The sequence below is a fragment of the Methylobacterium sp. W2 genome (genome assembly GCF_020662345.1).
In the GTDB taxonomy this organism is placed as follows: domain Bacteria; phylum Pseudomonadota; class Alphaproteobacteria; order Rhizobiales; family Beijerinckiaceae; genus Methylobacterium.
This window is the reverse complement of sequence record NZ_VMOA01000042.1, coordinates 31,895-48,142: the sequence shown is the minus strand read 5'-3', so window position 1 is coordinate 48,142 and position 16,248 is coordinate 31,895. Positions and strand designations below refer to the sequence as shown.

17 protein-coding genes and 1 pseudogene are annotated in these 16,248 nt (G+C 67.2%); 7 read left to right on the top strand and 11 right to left on the bottom strand.

Going from position 1 to position 16,248, the window contains the following annotated elements; genetic code table 11:
- The 3 genes and pseudogenes from FPV16_RS20265 to FPV16_RS20255 form a co-directional block, all read left to right on the top strand.
- Window positions 1-219: pseudogene (locus tag FPV16_RS20265) on the top strand (oxalate/formate MFS antiporter); the annotation flags it as partial.
- Between the two features lie 106 nt (window positions 220-325).
- A complete protein-coding gene (locus FPV16_RS20260; protein ID WP_227440166.1) occupies window positions 326-643 on the top strand; it encodes a hypothetical protein in 318 nt (105 codons plus the stop codon).
- 99 nt (window positions 644-742) lie between these two features.
- Window positions 743-1,114 carry a DUF2867 domain-containing protein gene (locus tag FPV16_RS20255; RefSeq protein ID WP_319802259.1) on the top strand — a complete coding sequence of 124 codons (372 nt, stop codon included), beginning with the start codon at window positions 743-745 and terminating at the stop codon, window positions 1,112-1,114.
- Between the two features lie 297 nt (window positions 1,115-1,411).
- Here FPV16_RS20255 and frc read toward each other — a convergent pair whose 3' ends face one another.
- Together frc and FPV16_RS20245 are read right to left on the bottom strand one after the other, a co-directional pair.
- Complete coding sequence (gene frc / locus FPV16_RS20250) at window positions 1,412-2,662, bottom strand: formyl-CoA transferase (protein WP_027172399.1); 1,251 nt, start codon at window positions 2,660-2,662, stop codon at window positions 1,412-1,414.
- 125 nt (window positions 2,663-2,787) lie between these two features.
- Window positions 2,788-3,231 carry a PAS domain-containing protein gene (locus tag FPV16_RS20245; protein WP_227440165.1) on the bottom strand — a complete coding sequence of 148 codons (444 nt, stop codon included), beginning with the start codon at window positions 3,229-3,231 and terminating at the stop codon, window positions 2,788-2,790.
- A gap of 405 nt (window positions 3,232-3,636) precedes the next feature.
- Here FPV16_RS20245 and FPV16_RS20240 point away from each other — a divergent pair, with 405 nt between their 5' ends.
- The 3 genes from FPV16_RS20240 to FPV16_RS20230 are packed head-to-tail and all read left to right on the top strand — an operon-like array spanning window position 3,637 to window position 5,202.
- Window positions 3,637-4,080, top strand: coding sequence for an OsmC family protein (locus tag FPV16_RS20240; RefSeq protein WP_227440164.1), 444 nt, complete (start codon window positions 3,637-3,639; stop codon window positions 4,078-4,080).
- 23 nt (window positions 4,081-4,103) lie between these two features.
- Window positions 4,104-4,472 (top strand): YybH family protein, encoded by a 369-nt coding sequence (locus FPV16_RS20235; RefSeq protein ID WP_227440163.1) that lies wholly within the window; start codon window positions 4,104-4,106, stop codon window positions 4,470-4,472.
- 34 nt (window positions 4,473-4,506) lie between these two features.
- Window positions 4,507-5,202, top strand: coding sequence for an alpha/beta hydrolase (locus tag FPV16_RS20230; protein WP_227440162.1), 696 nt, complete (start codon window positions 4,507-4,509; stop codon window positions 5,200-5,202).
- Window positions 5,203-5,225: 23 nt separating this feature from the next.
- On the opposite strand, the gene glp is transcribed toward FPV16_RS20230, so the two are convergent.
- From glp to FPV16_RS20195, 7 genes are all read right to left on the bottom strand, one after another.
- A complete protein-coding gene (gene glp / locus FPV16_RS20225; RefSeq protein ID WP_227440161.1) occupies window positions 5,226-6,455 on the bottom strand; it encodes a gephyrin-like molybdotransferase Glp in 1,230 nt (409 codons plus the stop codon).
- Window positions 6,452-6,937 carry a cyclic pyranopterin monophosphate synthase MoaC gene (gene moaC / locus FPV16_RS20220; protein ID WP_227440160.1) on the bottom strand — a complete coding sequence of 162 codons (486 nt, stop codon included), beginning with the start codon at window positions 6,935-6,937 and terminating at the stop codon, window positions 6,452-6,454. The genes glp and moaC overlap by 4 nt, the downstream gene beginning before the upstream one ends.
- Window positions 6,934-7,791, bottom strand: a complete 858-nt coding sequence (gene trpC / locus FPV16_RS20215) for an indole-3-glycerol phosphate synthase TrpC (RefSeq protein ID WP_227440159.1) — start codon at window positions 7,789-7,791, stop codon at window positions 6,934-6,936. Before trpC ends, moaC begins: the two co-directional genes overlap by 4 nt.
- An 11-nt stretch (window positions 7,792-7,802) precedes the next feature.
- A complete protein-coding gene (trpD, locus tag FPV16_RS20210; RefSeq protein WP_227440158.1) occupies window positions 7,803-8,816 on the bottom strand; it encodes an anthranilate phosphoribosyltransferase in 1,014 nt (337 codons plus the stop codon).
- A 34-nt stretch (window positions 8,817-8,850) separates the two neighbouring features.
- Complete coding sequence (locus FPV16_RS20205) at window positions 8,851-9,465, bottom strand: anthranilate synthase component II (RefSeq protein ID WP_227440157.1); 615 nt, start codon at window positions 9,463-9,465, stop codon at window positions 8,851-8,853.
- A 71-nt stretch (window positions 9,466-9,536) separates the two neighbouring features.
- On the bottom strand, window positions 9,537-10,892 hold the full coding sequence (locus tag FPV16_RS20200) for an MFS transporter (protein WP_227440156.1): 1,356 nt from the start codon (window positions 10,890-10,892) through the stop codon (window positions 9,537-9,539).
- Window positions 10,893-10,895: 3 nt separating this feature from the next.
- Window positions 10,896-11,783: an alpha/beta hydrolase gene (locus FPV16_RS20195; protein WP_227440155.1), complete on the bottom strand. Its 888-nt coding sequence runs from the start codon at window positions 11,781-11,783 to the stop codon at window positions 10,896-10,898.
- Between the two features lie 533 nt (window positions 11,784-12,316).
- Here FPV16_RS20195 and FPV16_RS20190 point away from each other — a divergent pair.
- Window positions 12,317-12,646 (top strand): hypothetical protein, encoded by a 330-nt coding sequence (locus FPV16_RS20190; protein WP_227440154.1) that lies wholly within the window; start codon window positions 12,317-12,319, stop codon window positions 12,644-12,646.
- 4 nt (window positions 12,647-12,650) lie between these two features.
- Here the strand turns inward: FPV16_RS20190 and trpE are convergent, their stop codons facing one another.
- Window positions 12,651-14,171 carry an anthranilate synthase component I gene (gene trpE, locus FPV16_RS20185; protein WP_227440153.1) on the bottom strand — a complete coding sequence of 507 codons (1,521 nt, stop codon included), beginning with the start codon at window positions 14,169-14,171 and terminating at the stop codon, window positions 12,651-12,653.
- A 7-nt stretch (window positions 14,172-14,178) separates the two neighbouring features.
- Window positions 14,179-16,080 (bottom strand): peptidylprolyl isomerase, encoded by a 1,902-nt coding sequence (locus tag FPV16_RS20180; RefSeq protein WP_319802258.1) that lies wholly within the window; start codon window positions 16,078-16,080, stop codon window positions 14,179-14,181.
- Between the last annotated feature and the right edge of the window lie 168 nt (window positions 16,081-16,248).

The following is a 16,248-nucleotide window of genomic DNA, read 5'->3' as shown; positions in this document are numbered from 1 at the left end:
ACCGCCAAGGGCACCGCGGCCCTCCTGGTCCCCGTGGCGAACTACCTCCAGCAGGCCACCAACAGCTGGGACGGCGTCTTCCTCGTCGCGGCCGGCGCCAACATCCTCGCTTCCCTCCTCGCCATCGGCGTGCTCAAGCCCTGGCGCAAGCGGGTGGTGGCCCAGGCGCTGGCCGTCTCCGACGAGACCAAGCCGGCTCCCCGCGTGGTCACGGCCTGATCCCGGCCTGAGCCACCGACTATGACAGAGCGCGGGGGCCGGACGCCAAGTCCTGGCCCCCGCGCCCGTTTCAGCTTCCCGTGATCGCCCCCGCAGGAGATGTCCGATGCCGCCGACCTGGCGCCCGATGCATACGGCCCCGCAGCTTGTCGAGCGGATCTGGCTCAACCACCTGACCCTCGGCCCGATCCTGGCCGAGGGCCGCCCCGGCCGCTGGTACGCCCCGAGCGCGGCCCGGCAGATCTGGCGCTGGTACCGCCCGGCCGGGCCGGACACCTTGGAGCCTTTCGCCGGTTGGCTCCCCTACGAGGCACTCGCGGCTGAAGAGAAAGACGCGGCGGCGCTGGACGCCCCACCTCACGGCCTCCCAGCTTCCCGTCCCATCGTAGGGCAGCACGGCCGGACCGCGTCCTTCGGGGGATAGACCGCACGGCAACCAGACCCGGCATGGCCAAGGTCGCGCCCGTTCCGCCCATCAACCGACCCGACTCTCCACGCCGGATATGCTAAAGCCGAGTCAGCGATGAGTTGGGAGAGAGTGGCTGCCGACCCGCTGGTCCGCCCTCCGCGTCCACGCGATGACTACGACACGCGGTCGGTCGTCCTACCCGCGGCGATCTCCCCGATCCACGCCTGGGATGTCGTCTCAGCTGAGCCGCGACCGCTCTTGGCGCTCGCCTTCCGCGTGAGGGATGCGATCGCGGCACGCTTCGGCGTCAAGGCCATCGGCGGCTTTGCAGGAGAACGACGGCTGCATGTCCGCGAGGGCGACAGACTGGATGTCTTCCTTGTGGAACACAGCGCCCCGGACATGCTGCTCCTCACCGCACGGGATCGCCACCTCGACGTTATGATCTGTCTAGGGACCTGCGGTCATCGTCTCACGATCACCTAGTCGGTCGTCGTCCGCAATGCCTTCGGCCGGGCCTACATGGTGCCGGTCGCGCCGATCCATCGCTTGATCCTCGCCGCCGACCTGCGGCACTTGGGGACGTCGTTGGGGCAGGAAGCCACAGGTTCCTGCACGTAGATCCTTCACTCGGACAGGGCCTGCCGATCGCCGAGCCCTGTCACGGGCGGCCATGAGGATGGGTCGATCTGGTCTCACTCCACAAGAAAACGGCGCGCCTCGCGGCGCGCCGTTTTGTTCGGTCCCACGGCCCGTCCTGGGACGGGCCGCCGCGCATCCGTCTCAGACGGCGTGCGCCTGATGCAGGCGCTCGATCTGCTGCTGGGTGTAGCCGAGGTCGAGCAGGACCTCGTCGGTATGCTCGCCGAGGAGCGGCGACGACTTGATCTCCACCGGCATGTCCGAGAACTTGATCGGGCTTCCGACGGTGAGATACGTGCCGAGCTTCGGGTGCTGGACCTCGACGATGGTGCCGCTGGCGCGGAGCGACGGATCGACCGAGAGCTCCTTCATCGACAGGACCGGCGAGCACGGGATGTCGAACTTGCGCAGGATGTCGACGGCCTCGAACTTGGTCTTGTCGGCGAGCCACTCTTCGATCGTGCCGAAGATGTCCATGATCTTGTCCTGCCGGGCACGGGCGGTGTTGTAGGCCGGATCGTCGATCCACTCCTCACGGCCGATCGCCTTGCAGATCGGGGCCCAGGCATGGCCCTGGATGGTGAAGTAGATGTAGGCGTTGGGATCGGTCTCCCAGCCCTTGCACTTCAGCACCCAGCCGGGCTGGCCGCCGCCGCCGGCATTGCCGCCGCGCGGCACCACGTCGGTGAACTCGCCGTGCGGATACTGGGGGTATTCCTCGAGATAGCCGAGGGCGTCGAGGCGCTGCTGGTCGCGCAGCTTCACCCGGCAGAGGTTCAGCACCGAATCCTGCATCGACACGGCGACCTTCTGGCCCTTGCCGGTCTTGTTCTTCTGGTGGAGCGCCGTGAGGATGCCGATGGCGAGATGCATGCCGGTGTTGGAATCGCCGAGTGCCGCCGCGCTCACGGTGGGGGGGCCGTCCCAGAAACCGGTGGTGGAGGCGGCACCGCCGGCGCACTGGGCCACGTTCTCGTAGACCTTCAGGTCCTCGTAATGGTGGCCGTCCGAGAAGCCCTTCACCGAGGCCAGGATCATGCCCGGGTTGAGTTCCTGAATGCGCGCCCAGGAGAAGCCCATGCGGTCGAGGGCGCCCGGGCCGAAATTCTCGACCATGACGTCGGATTGCTTGATGAGGGTCTCGAGGACTTCCTTGCCCTCGGGGGTCTTGGTGTCCAGCGTCAGCGAACGCTTGTTGGAGTTGAGCATGGTGAAGTAGAGCGCGTCGGCATCCTCCACGTGGCGAAGCTGGTTGCGCGTCACGTCGCCGGAACCGGGACGCTCGACCTTGATCACGTCGGCGCCGAACCAGGCGAGGAGCTGCGTGCAGGCGGGGCCCGCCTGGACGTGCGTGAAATCGATGATCTTGGTGCCTTCAAGCGGCTTGCTCATCTGGACGTTCTCCCTTTCGATCGTCATGCAACGATAATGGATCGGATAGTTCGACTGTCCGGTTCTGATCCGGAGCTCGTGTTGGCCCGTAGTCGGGCGAAAACTTCAAACCTGCGCGCCTCCACTTAAGCGGCGGCGCTTTCGAGCTCGCTCAGACGCTTGCGCATCTGGCGTTCGTCGTTCCAGCGCCGGGTCTCATCGCGGATGATGGCGAGGATACCGGTCACCGTGCCGTCGGGTCCGTGGAGGAGGCCGACGGTGAAGGCGATCGAGAGCGATCGGCCGTCCTTGTGGAGCGCCGGCACGCGCAGCACCTCGGTGCCGTAGCGGGTGATGCCGGTCCGCATCGTCTTGGCGTAACCATCCCAGTGACGCTGACGCTGGCGTTCGGGGGTGATCAGATCGAGGGATTGGCCGAGCGCCTCGGATGACGAGAACCCGAAGATCCGCTCCGCCGACGCGTTCCAGACGACGATGGCCCCATCGGGATCGGAGACGACGATGGCATCTCCGGCGGCTTCCACCAGTTGCGAAATGTCGATGCCGGCGGGAACAGCTTGGTCCGACATGGCTTGCTTCGCGTCTTCGATTGACACTGTGTTCATCGACTTCGCCGGCCGGCCCGGCCGTCAGGCGCGATGGAACGTTTCGCAGCGGCTCCGTGCCGCCAAGCCGGAAGTTGTCATCGAACGCCCGGCTCTAGCCCAAGACATATTGCGGTTGCGAATGCTGCAATGCATCATCGTGATCGCTTCCTCCATTTCGCGGACAGGTCAAACCCCGCCCGAGAGATGTTCCGCGCACTTGCTTTTTCTGTGCGTCTACTGTTGGTATTTGGTATGCCAACGATCACAGGCTGTCAACATGGGAGGAGAAGTGGGGCATGAGATGGAACTCGCCCTCGCTCCCCGGTCGTTGCCCTGCCGCCACGCCTTGCGCGCGGCAGCCACGCGAGCCTCGAGGAGCCCCCCCGCATGGGCAGTGACGGCAGCATCACCATCAGGCAGATCGAGGGTTATCGGTTCGAGATCGATTTCGGGGAGGCCTTCCCGAACCTCGCCGTCGATGAGGCTCCGCCCTATGGCAGCGGGGAGGGGCCTTTCCCCGAGCAGATCCTGGTCGCGGGCGTCACCAACTGCCTTTGTGCCAGCCTGGTCTTCGCTCTGGGCAAGTTCAAACAGGACGCCCCCGGACTCGCCGCGCGATCGAGCTTTCGTGTGGAGCGCAATGCGGAGGGCCGCTTGAGGATCAGCGGGATCGAGGTCGGGATCGCCCTTGGCGCCCCCGCCGGTACGATGCCGCGTCTCGATCAGGTCCTCGAACAGTTCGAGCGCTTCTGCACCGTATCCGAGAGCGTCAAAGCCGGGATTCCCGTCACCGTGGCGGTGCGCGACTCGGACGGAACGCTGTTGAAATAGCCGAATAAGAGGAAGGAAACGCCATGGCTCACGCGCTCGCGCAATCACCCGAAGACCTTGCCCGTCTCTTCCACGAGCGGGCCAATGCCGGCGACGTGGAGGGATTGGTCGCCCTCTACGAACCGGATGCCGTGCTCGCCGCCGGCAAGGTGGTGGCGACGGGGCAGCAGGAGATCCGCGCGTTCTACACCGACCTGCTCGCCCGTCGCTCCGAGTTCCCGGCCGCCGAGGCACTGCCCAGCATCCGTAACGGGTCAGTCGCGATGACCTTCGCGCGCCTGCCGAACGGCACGATCTCGGTGGAGACGGCGCGGTTGCAGGACGATGGCGGCTGGCTGTGGATCATCGATCAATTGAAGATCAAGCCGGCGGCCGAGGCCAAGCCCGAATAGCGCATCACGACTAGGCCGCCGCGAGGTTCACCGCATGATCGATCCGCAACTTGCTGGGCGGCTCACTTTCGCGCATCGCCTCCCGACCCGAGAACCGATGCCGCCGGGCCGACATCCCCTCGGCCTGTTCGATGAGCGCGACGCCGTGCTGATCGTTCCGCCGGGGATCGATCCGCGCCGTCCGACGCCGCTCGTCGTGCTCTTTCATGGCGGAGGCGGGAGCGCAGAAAAAATCCTGCCCATGCTGGAGGCGCACGCGGCGGAGCGCGGCTTTCTGCTTCTTGCCCCGCAATCCCTGTTCCCGACCTGGGATCTCGTCATCGGCGGTCATGGGCCGGACCGCGAACGGCTCGACCTCGCTTTGACCGACGTGGCGTCACACTTCATGCTCGATCCGTTGCACATCGTCTTCGCCGGCCATTCGGATGGGGGCAGTTACGCCCTCTCCGCCGGCCTCGCCAATGGGCATGTGGTCACCCACCTCATCGTGTCGTCGGCGGGGTTCTTGTCGGTGCACCTGCAATCCGGGTCGCCGCGCATCTTCCTCTCGCATGGGACACGGGACGAGCAGATCCCCATCGATCGCAGTGCGAGGGTGCATACGGCGCAACTGAAAGAGGCCGGCTACGACGTGACGTCGGTGGAGTATGACGGCCCGCATGCCTACCAGCCGGCCATCGTGGCACAGGCCGTCGACTTCGCGTTCGGACCGGAGGGCGACCGTCCTTAGCGCCGATCACCGGCAGGCGTCGATCAGAGCAGCGTCCGGTCTAGGCGAATGATCCGGCACGGGTCGCCGCGCTTTGCCGCCGGGGCGCCGGGCGGGCGCACGAGGAGCGCTTCGGACTGGCCGAGCACGGAAAGCATCGAGGAATCCTGGCGCGTCTCGGCGAAGACCGTAGGAAAGCCGTCCGTCGTGGCCTCCACCCTGGCGCGCATGTAATCCTGGCGGATATCGTTGGCCGGCATGTCGGCGCCGAGAATCGCCGGCTCGCTGCGGTCGGCCCCGGCCTTGGGGTCGCCGAGGAGGGCGCGGATCGCCGGCACGACGAAGAGCAGGCCGCAGACCACGGCGGAGACCGGATTGCCCGGCAATCCGATGACCATCATCGGCCCGAGGCGGCCATGCATCAGCGGCTTGCCGGGGCGCAGGGCGACGCGCCAGAAGCCGAGTTCGAGGCCTTCGCGATGCAGAGCCGCCTGGACGAGGTCGTGATCGCCGACCGAGGCGCCGCCGAGAGTCACGAGGAGATCGGCTTTCGCGTCCCGCGCCCGTCCGAGGGCCGCTTCGAGGGATGCGAGACTGTCGCCGGCAATGCCGAGATCGATCGGCTCGGCGCCCGCCTCGCGGGCGAGGCTCGCCACCGCCAATCCATTCGAGGCGACGATCTGGTCCCAGCGGGCCGGTTCGCCCGGCGCTACGAGTTCATCGCCGGTGGCGAGGATCGCCACGCGCGGCCTGCGGCGAACCGACAAGGTCGCGTGACCGCCGGCCGCCGCGAGGGCGAGGCGGCGGGCATCCAGGCTTTCGCCTGCCTTCAGAAGTGGATCACCGGATTGAAAGTCGAGGCCCGGAACGCGGATATGGCGTTTGGCGGCCACCGTCTCCATGGCCGTGACCACGTTGTCCGAAACCTCGGCATTCTCCTGGATGAGGATGGTGTCGGCTCCAGCCGGAACCGGAGCCCCCGTCAGGATCCGCACCGTCTCGCCGGGGCCGATCGTGCCGGAAAAGCCATGGCCCGCCGCGCTCATGCCGATGAGCTTCAGGGTCGCCGGAACGGTGGCGACATCCCCGGCGCGCACCGCATAGCCATCCATGGCGGAAGCCGGGAAGGGCGGTTGCGTGCGCAGGGCAGCCACATCCTCGGCCAGTGTCCGGCCAAAAGCCTCGGCCACCGCCACCGTCTCGGCCGCCACCGGCTCGGCGGCACTGGCGAGGATGCGCGCGAGCGCCTCCTCCACCGGAATGAGTTTGCTCACGAGGCGTCCTCGGCCCGGTACGAGCCGGACTTTCCGCCGTCCTTGGCAAGGAGGTGAATGCCTTCGATCCGCATGCCGCGATCGGCGGCCTTCACCATGTCGTAGATCGTCAGGCAGGCGACCGAGACGGCGGTGAGGGCCTCCATCTCGACCCCTGTCGGACCGATCACCTTGACCTCGGCGGTGACGCGAAGGCCCGGTAGCGAGTCGTCCGGCACGCATTCCACCCGGACCTTGGAGATCAGCAGCGGATGGCAGAGCGGAATGAGCTCATGCGTGCGCTTCGAGGCCATGATGCCGGCGAGCCGCGCCGTGCCGATCACGTCGCCTTTCTTGGCATCGCCTTCGCGGATCAGGCGCAGGGTCTCGGGCAGCATCACCACCACGCCCTGGGCGCGGGCGGTACGGGAGGTGGCGGCCTTGTCGGAGACATCGACCATGTTGGCGGCGCCCGCCGCATCGAGATGCGTGAGCGCGCTCATTTGCCGGCCTTGCCGAACAGGAGGCGCTTCGTCGCCTTGGTCACGTCCGCCTCCCGCATCAGGCTCTCGCCGACGAGGATGGTGCGGAGACCGCCCTTCTCCAGGCGGAGGACGTCGGCATGGCCGGTGATGCCGCTCTCGGCGACGGCGATACGGTCGGACGGCACGCCTTTGGCCACGCGGATCGCCGTATCGAAGGAAACCTCGAAGGTCTTCAGGTCGCGGTTATTGATGCCGAGCAGCCGGGTGCCCAGCGGAATGGCGCGGGCGAGCTCCTCATCGTCATGCACCTCCACCAGCACATCCATGCCGAGATCGTGTGCGGTCTCGACGAGGGCCAGGGCCTCGTCGTCATCGAGGCAGGCCATGATGGCCAGGACGCAATCGGCGCCCCAGGCCCGTGCCTCGAACACCTGGTACGGCTCGAACAGGAAGTCCTTGCGCAGCACCGGCAGCGAACAGGCGTCCCGCGCCTCGGTGAGGTATTCTGGCTTGCCCTGGAAGGAGGGCGTGTCGGTGAGCACCGAGAGACAGGTGGCGCCTCCCGCCTCGTAGGCCGCCGCAAGGGTGGCGGGATCGAAATCCTCGCGGATCAGACCTTTGGACGGCGAGGCCTTCTTCACCTCGGCGATGAGGGCGGGGCGCCCTTCCGCGATATGGGCAGCGATGGCATCGGCGAAGGGCCGAACCGGAGCCACCTTCTCGATGCGTTTCTCCAGCTTCGCGAGGGGTACGCGCAGCTTGGCTTCGGCGATCTCGCGGCGCTTGTACGCCTCGATCCGCGCGAGCACGTCTCGCCGGTCGGTGGTGGCCGGGGCCGTACCGACGTCCGCCACGGGTTTCGCCTCGCTCATCGGGGCCTCTTTCATGTGTTCGAGACCGCGACGAGGCGCGCAAGGGTGGCTCTCGCCGCGCCGTCATCGATGGCAGATGCCGCGCGCGCCACGCCTTCCGCCAGATTCTGTGCGGAACCGGCGACGACAAGACCAGCCCCCGCATTGAGAACGCCGATGTCGCGATAGGCGTTGCGCTCGCCGGCGAGGACGGCGTTCAGCGCGTGCGCGTTATGGTCGGGGTCGCCGCCGCGCAGATCCTCGAGGGTCCAGAGCGGCAGGCCGACGTCGCGCGGATCGATGGTGAAACGGCCGATCCGCCCGTTCTCCAGGGTGACCACGGGCGTAGGCCCGGTGACGGTGATCTCGTCGAGCCCGTCCGACCCGTGCACCGTCCAGACCCGCGTGCTGCCGAGTTCGCCCAGCACACGCGTCAGGGGTTCGGCCCAGGCCTCGGTAGAGACACCCAGAAGCTGGCGCTCGACACCGGCCGGATTCGAGAGCGGCCCGAGCAGGTTGAAGATCGTCCGCGTCGGAAGTTCGGAGCGGACCGGCGCCACGTGGCGCATGGCGCCGTGATGGGTCTGGGCGAACATGAAGCAGAGGCCGGCTTTCGCGAGGCAGCGGGCCAGCCCGTCCGGGTCGAGACCGATCCTGACGCCGAGGGAAACGAGGACATCGGCTGCGCCGGATCGCGAAGTAGCCGCGCGGTTGCCGTGCTTGGCCACAGGCACGCCGCAGGCGGCGGTGAGGATCGCGGCGAGAGTCGAGACGTTGTAGCTGCCCGAATGGTCGCCGCCGGTGCCGACGATGTCGATGGCGCCGGGCACCGGGGCCACGCGCACCATCCGCGCCCGCATGGCCTCCACCGCGCCGACGATCTCGTCCTCGGCTTCGCCCCGCACCTTCAGGGCGATGAGGAAGGCGCTGGCCTGGACCGGCGTCACCTCGCCGGAGAGCAGGTCATCGAAGGCGGCGCGCGCCTCCGCCCGGTCGAGACTCGACCCGGCCGCGACTTTCGCGAGGAGCGGCTTGAAGGTGTCCATGGCTCGGAGGCGTCAATCAGCGTTGATCGATGCGTCAATGCACGCCGGACCCGCGCTTGTCACGTCCCGCGTTCCACGCGGTGGCGATGTCGAGGAAGTTGAGCAGGATCTGCGAGCCGTGATGCGAGAGGATACTCTCCGGGTGGAACTGCACGCCGTGGACCGGCAGCGTGGCGTGTTCCAGCGCCATGATGAGCCCGTCCGCTTCCGCCGTGACGACGAGATCCTGGGGACACCCGGCGCGCTCCACCACGAGCGAGTGATAGCGCGTGGCATCGAAGGGGCCGTTGAGACCGCGAAAGACCCCCGTGGCCCTGTGGGTAATGCTCGAGACCTTGCCGTGCATCGGCTTTGGCGCGCGCACCACGTCGCCGCCGAAGGCCTGCCCGATCGCCTGCAGGCCGAGACAGACCCCGAAGATCGGCACCTCGCCGGAGAGGTCGCGCACCACGTCGAGGCACACCCCGGCTTCGTTGGGCGTGCATGGCCCGGGCGACAGCACCACCGCGTCGGGCGCGCGCTCGCGGATCTCGTCGATGGTGATCCGGTCGTTGCGTACAACATCGATCGATCCGCAAAGCGGCCCGATGAGATGGACGAGATTCCAGGTGAAGGAATCGTAATTGTCGATGACGAGGACGTTGGCCATGATCGCGCTTCTCTTGGTCTCCCTCGTGTGACGAGGTGAGGGGGGAGGGTCAAGCCTTTCGACCTTGCGCCTCATCGATGCGGATCGTTCGGTGGCATGGCGCGGCACACTGCGAAGCCCAAGGCTCCGGCGCCCGCGATCACCGCCATGACGGCGGCGAGGCCGCCTGTCGCGAAGGCGAGTGCATTGATGGTGACGCCGAGGCTGCCCCCGAGGAACGTCCCGGCATTGACGAGGCCGGAGCTCAGCCCCGCGCTCTCCGGGGGGAGGGTGGCCAGGGCGAGACGCGGTGCCGTGGCGTAGGGCAATGCGAGGCCCGCTCCGATGAGCAGGAGCCCGATGGCGAGTGGAACGAGCGCCTTGTCCTCGGCCGCCAGCGCCACGACCGGGCTCGCCCCGACGATGGCCAGCATCGCCACCATCATCGGCAGGCGCGCACCGAAACGGCGCACCAGCACCGGCGCGAAGAGCGAGACGGCGAGCAACCCGGCGCTCATCGGCAGTGTGGCGAGGCCGGCCTCCACCGGGGTGAGTGCCAGCCCATCCGATCCCTGCAGATCGATGTTGAGGAACATCAGCAGGGGAAGAATGCAGAACATGGCGACCGCACCGGTCGCGGTGGCGCGCAGGAAAGCGGGGTGTGCGAGCACGTGGAGATCGACGAAGGGGGCGTCCCGGCGTCGCTCGGCCCTGACGAAGAGGACGAGGGATCCAATCGCCACGGCGGCGGGGACGAGACAGCGCGCGGGCGCTTCAAGGATCACCCGCATACCTTGAAGTGCGACGATCGCGGCGACCATCAGGATCGCCAGCAGGACAAGTCCGACATGGTCGAGGCGGGGAGGGGAGCCATTCCCCGGCGGCGCCCGCAGCGGTGCAGAGAGAGCGATGCCGGTGGCGCCGCCGAACATCACCGCGCCGTTCAGCCAGAAGATGTCGCGCCATTCCAACAGGTGGGTGAGTGTGCCCCCGATCAGCGGTCCTAGACTGAAGCCGAGCATCAGGAACCCGGCCCAGGCTCCGATCGCCGCCACGCGCCCTTCGACGGGTACCGCTTTGCCGACGAGAGTCAGCGTTCCCGGAACGGCGAAGGCGGCCGCCACGCCCTGAAACGCCCGTCCGACCAAGACCCAGGACGCCGAGCCGGCGAGTGCGATGACGAAGGAGGACAGAGTGAAGAGCGCGAGTCCCGCAAGAGCGACGCGGCCGGCGCCTGTCCGGTCCGCCATCTTGCCGCCGAGGATGATAAAAGCCGCCGAGGCCAGGAGATAGGCGTTCACCGCCCATTCCACGTCGATTTCGCTGAGAGCGAGGTCCCTGCGCATCGTCGGCAAGGCGGCCATGATCGCGGTGCCGTTGGCGCCGAGACAGAGCATGCCGAGGCAGGACGCGGCGACGACGATGCGGCCCCGAGCGGCCTCTTGCACCGGTCAGGGCACCAGATGCGCGCGGATGAAGGCACCGGCGCTCGCCAGCGATTGCCGCCCCTCGGCGAGCTGCGGATAGAACATGTGCCAGGCGTGGATCATGTGCGGCCAGACTTGGAGCGTCACCGCGACGTCCGCCGAGGCGGCCACCTCGGCGAGGCGAAGGGAATCGTCCAGCAGGGTCTCGGCGGTGCCGACCTGGATCAGCATGGGCGGCAGGCCAGTCAGATCGGCGTGGAGCGGCGACATCAGTGGGGTCGCCGCATCCCTTCCTCCGCGATAGGCCTCGGCGAGTTCCATCAGGTATTCCCGCTGGATCAGGGGATCGACCGCCGCTTTGGTAGCCATGCTGGCGCCGGTCATTTCCAGATCGACCCAGGGCGACATGAGCCAAAGACAGCGCGGAAGCGGCAGGCCGGCATCACGCAGCGAGAGGGCCGTGGCGACGGCGAGCCCGCCGCCAGCGCTCTCCCCGGACAGGACGATGTTTCCGGGGGCGACGCCAGAATCGAGCAGGAAGCGGTAACCCGCCAGGGCGTCGTCGAGGGCCGCGGGAAACGGATGTTCCGGTGCGAGCCGGTAATCCAGGGCCAGCGTGCGCGCTCCGGCGGTGCGGCCCGTCTCGGCCATCATGTGCCGGTGACTGTTGAGCGAACCGGAGACGTATCCCCCGCCATGCAGGAACAAGACGACCCGGGTCGGGTCGGCCTCCGGGCTCACGGTCCATTCGGCCGCCACCCCGCCGGCATCGACAGACAAGACCGTCACATCGTGCGGGACGGGATAATGTGCACCGAACCCGTCGAGCCGTTCGCGGCGCTCGGCGAGGTTCGATGACCGTGGACTGGCCGCGAGGAGAGCCCTGATGGCGTCGATCTCGGTCCCGGCCATCACGCTCTCCCACCTTGCGATGTGATCATGCGATATCGACGGACACATGCAAGCGGAGTTCGCAGACTATCCGAAATGGACGTCCAACCCTGAAACATGGGAGTAATCCTTCACGACGGTGGCTCTACACCGAGTGCCCCGGAAGGCTCGGGCCGACTTGGCCGGGCGTCGTCGGGGCCGAGTTGCTGCATATGACGCGTTTCTTCCAAAGGCGCCGGTCACTGATTGTGGTGCTGCTCGTTCTAGTGATTTGGCTCAGCGGGTTCGCAATTTGGTCGAATGAGATAACCAGCGCTCCTCTGGATGAGCCCATCTCGCTCTCACCGGCCGGACAAGTGGAACGAACCATTCGGGTTAGGATGGAGGGCCCTCACGAACTGAGCTTCAAGTTTGCGATTGGCACACGCCCACGTAAGCAAGCGATGGCACTAATCGGCCGATACTCGCCTCTCGGAAAGGATGGACAGCGGACCCGACCGTCGGGAATAGACGTTCCCATACAATGGTCGCTATCCACTCCCTCTGGACAAACCGTGGCGTCAGGCGACGGGAGTACTTTTGGCAGAGACGGTTATAGCGAGACGGAGATATACAGGATTATCACCAGACCTATAGCGCTTGCGCCTGGGAATTATCAGTTCGGGGCAGTCATTTCTCGCGATCTGCCTGAAACGGACGGGATAATCGCACGTCTGCAACTTGCTTTGCCGGGGCGCAAGATATCATTCGGTTGGGAAAGCGACCTTTTGTTTTGGGGCGGCGCGGTGAACTATCTGTTCATTGGCCCTTTTTTGATTGTTCTGGCGCTTATCCTCGCGGGCCTGGAACTGCGCCATTGGCTGGCCTCCCGCCGAAACCAATGAAGCCTTACTGCCCCCGACGCGCCCGGCTGGCGAACATCACTGCATCCTCGGCCGCGCGGAACAGGGCTTTCGCCTTGTTCACGCATTCCTGCTGCTCGGAGGCCGGATCGGAATCGTAGACGATGCCGGCGCCGGCCTGAACATGCATCCGACCGTCCTTCACGATGGCGGTGCGCAGGACGATGCAGGTGTCCATCTCGCCGCGCGCGCCGAAATAGCCGATGCAGCCGCCATAGGGTCCGCGCTTCTCGCGCTCCAACTCGTCGATGATTTCCATAGCCCGGACCTTCGGCGCACCGGAGACGGTGCCCGCGGGAAACCCGGCCGCGAGGGCATCGAGCGCATCGTGGCTCGGGTCGAGATCGCCCTCGACATTCGAGACGATGTGCATGACCTGGCTGTAATATTCGAGGAAGAACGACCCCGTCACGGTCACGCTGCCGATGCGCGAGACCCGGCCCACATCGTTGCGGCCGAGATCGAGCAGCATCAGGTGCTCGGACCGTTCCTTCGGATCGGCCAGCAGCTCCTCGGCCAGAGCCTTGTCCTCGGCCGGCGTGGCGCCGCGCCGGCGGGTGCCGGCGATGGGGCGGATCGTGACGCGACCCTCACGCACCCGCACCAGGATCTCGGGCGACGAGCACACCACCTGAAACGCCTCGAAGTCGAGGTAGCACAGGAAGGGGGCGGGGTTGGTCCGCCGCAGGGAACGGTAGAGGGCGAAGGCCGGCAGCGTGAACGGCGCCTCGAAGCGCTGGGACAGGACGACCTGGAAGACGTCACCGGCGACGATGTACTCCTTTGCCCGCGCGACCATGTCGAGATAGGCGTCGGGCGAGGTGTTCGAGACCGGCTCGGGATGGGCGATGGAGCGGGGGTCGATCCGCGATTCCACCGGAAGCGGGCCCTCCAGAACATCGGCCACCCGCTCCAGTCGGGCGAGGGCACCCTCATAGGCCGAACGCGCCGATACAGTCGCGCTCGGTCGCACCGGGCCGACGACAGTGATGATGTCGCGCACGGCATCGAACACCACCATGACGCGCGGCCGGACGAGGATCGCGTCGGGAACCCCGAGGGGATCCGGATTCGACTCCCCGAGCCGTTCCATGGCCCGGACCATGTCGTAGCCGAGATAGCCGAAGAGACCCGCCGCCATGGGGGGAAGCTCGGTGCCGTCATCGGCTCCGATGGCGCTCTCGGCGATGAGCGACCGGAGACTCGCCAGCGGCGAGGCGTCATCGGGCGCGAATACCGACAGGTCGCTGCCCCGCGCGATCTCCGGCCGGCCGTCGCGGCAGCGCCAGGCGAGGTCGGGGTCGAGGCCGATCATCGAGTAGCGGCCGCGCACCGCACCGCCCTCGACGGATTCGAGGAGGAAGGCCGGCCCGGTATGAACCGCACGCAGCTTGAGGAAAGCCGCGACCGGAGTCTCCAGATCGGCCACCAGGGTCAGGTTGAGGAGGGTCGGCCGCCCTGCCTCGTAGGCTTCCGCGAAGGCGGCGTAATCCGGCTCCTGAAACATGGTCGGTTCAGTACTCGCCGCCGATCGCGCGCCGGAACGCCGTCTGGTTGACGGTGATCCCCACGCTCTTCTGAACGTCGGCGATGTACTCGCCGAGGATATCGTCGATGAGGGTCGCCTGGAACCGCTTGGCGATCGCCTCGTCGGAGGGGCTGCCGGGCACGAAGGCGGGCATCGTCGCCGCCGTGACCTTGGCCACCACGCGCGCCTCGCCGGATTCCACCGAGACGGCCTTGTCCACCGGGACGGCGAAGAGGCGGTTGACCACGTCGGCCGAGAGGCCGTCCTTGGCCTGGCTGCGTGCGATGTCCGTGGAGGTCTGCACCTGCACGCCGACTTCCGTCGCCAGCGTGTCGATAGCCTCGCCCTTGTCCAGATGCTCGGTCAGGCTGCGGGCCTTCTCCGACAGGCGCTTGGCCACCTCGGCGGCGCGCCACTGGGCGGCGGCCTGATCGCGCACCTGGTCGAGGGGCTTGTCATGGGCGTGGTCGATGCCGGTGACGTCGACCCAGACGTAGCCGCCCGACTTGAGACGAAGCGCCTCGGTGTCGCTCCCGATCTCGGAGCGGAACACGATCGGCAGCGTCGTCTCACGATCCGGAATGGAGTCGACGAGCTTGCCCAACGGGTCTACCCCCTGGGCGCTCACCGCCGGTACCGTCACGAGGGTGAGGCCCCGCTCCTTGGCGATCTCGGCCAGGGGCTTGCTGTTGGCGCGCTCGTCCTCGATCGTGTCGTGGTCCTTTTCGACGGCGGTCTTGGCGCGCTCGAGGGCGATCGTCTTGCGGATCTCCGGCGCCACGTCGGCGAGGGGCTTGCGCGTCTCGGGCTCGATGGCGGTGACGCGGAGGAGCACGGTACCGAAGCGACCCTTGACCGGGGCGCTCACGCTGTTCTGCGCCAGCGCGAACGCGGCATCGGCGACGGCCGGGTCGAACAGTTCGGCCTTCGTCAGGTTCCCGAGGGACAGTTCCTTCGCATCGACGCCACGCGCCAAGGCGACGGCCTCGAACGGCTTCTCGCCGGATTCGATTTCCTTGCGCGCCGCCTCGGCGGAGGCCTCGTCGGGGAACACGATCTGCTGGATCGTGCGCCGCTCCGGCGTGCCGTATTGCGCCTTGGCGAGGTCGTAGCGCTTCTGCACGTCCTCGTCCGTGACCGCGTCGGGCTTGGCCATTGCCTGCGGATCGAGGGCGAGAAGGGTCACAGCCCGGTAGTCGGGCGCGCGGAACGCGCTCTTGTTCTCGTCGTAGAAGGCCTTCACCTCCTCGTCCGTCGGTGCGGGAATGTCGCCCGCCACGGACGGGGGCAGCATCAGGAAGGACGCCGCGCGACGCTCGGTGGTGTAGCGATGCACGGCCTCGCGCAGGGCGGCGGGGACGTGGATGTCCGCGGCCACGGCCTCGGCGATCTGGAGCCGTCCGGCGGCGGCGCGCTGGTCGCGCACGAACATCGCCTCGTTGATGCCGGCGCGTTGAAGCGTCTGGAAGAAGAGGGTCTGGTCGAAGGAGCCGTTGGCCCCCTTGAAGGTCGGCTCCTCCTGGATCGCGCGCAGCACCGCCGAATCGGGGATCACGAGACCTAAATCCTTGGCCTGCTGGTCGAGGGAGGCTTCGCTGATCAGCTGCGAGAGAACCTGCCGGTCGAGACCGAGGCCCCTGGCCTGATCGGGCGTCAGACTGCGCTGCAGCTGGCTCTGATAGCGCTGAAGCTGCAGTTGGTAGGCCGAGCGCACTGCCTCCGAGGTGATCTGCGTCTTCCCCACCGTGGCCACGGTCGTGGCGGAATTCGAGCGGAAGAAATCTTCCACGCCGAAGATCGCGACGCCGGCGATGAGGAAGGTGAAGACCACCGTGAGAATGATCTTGCCGAGCCAATGCTGGCTCGCACTACGCATGTTCTGCAGCATCGGAACGTTCGAAAATCCGTCGTGATGGCGTGCCGGGGCACGGCTCCAAGCCGCCCGCGATAGACCATCCGCTCGCCCCAGCAAAGGCCGGGGCAATCCACGGGCCCATGTTTGCGCCGGCAAGTCGGCTCTGTTACGGCCCCGCTCACGATCCGGTGAACCCGGACC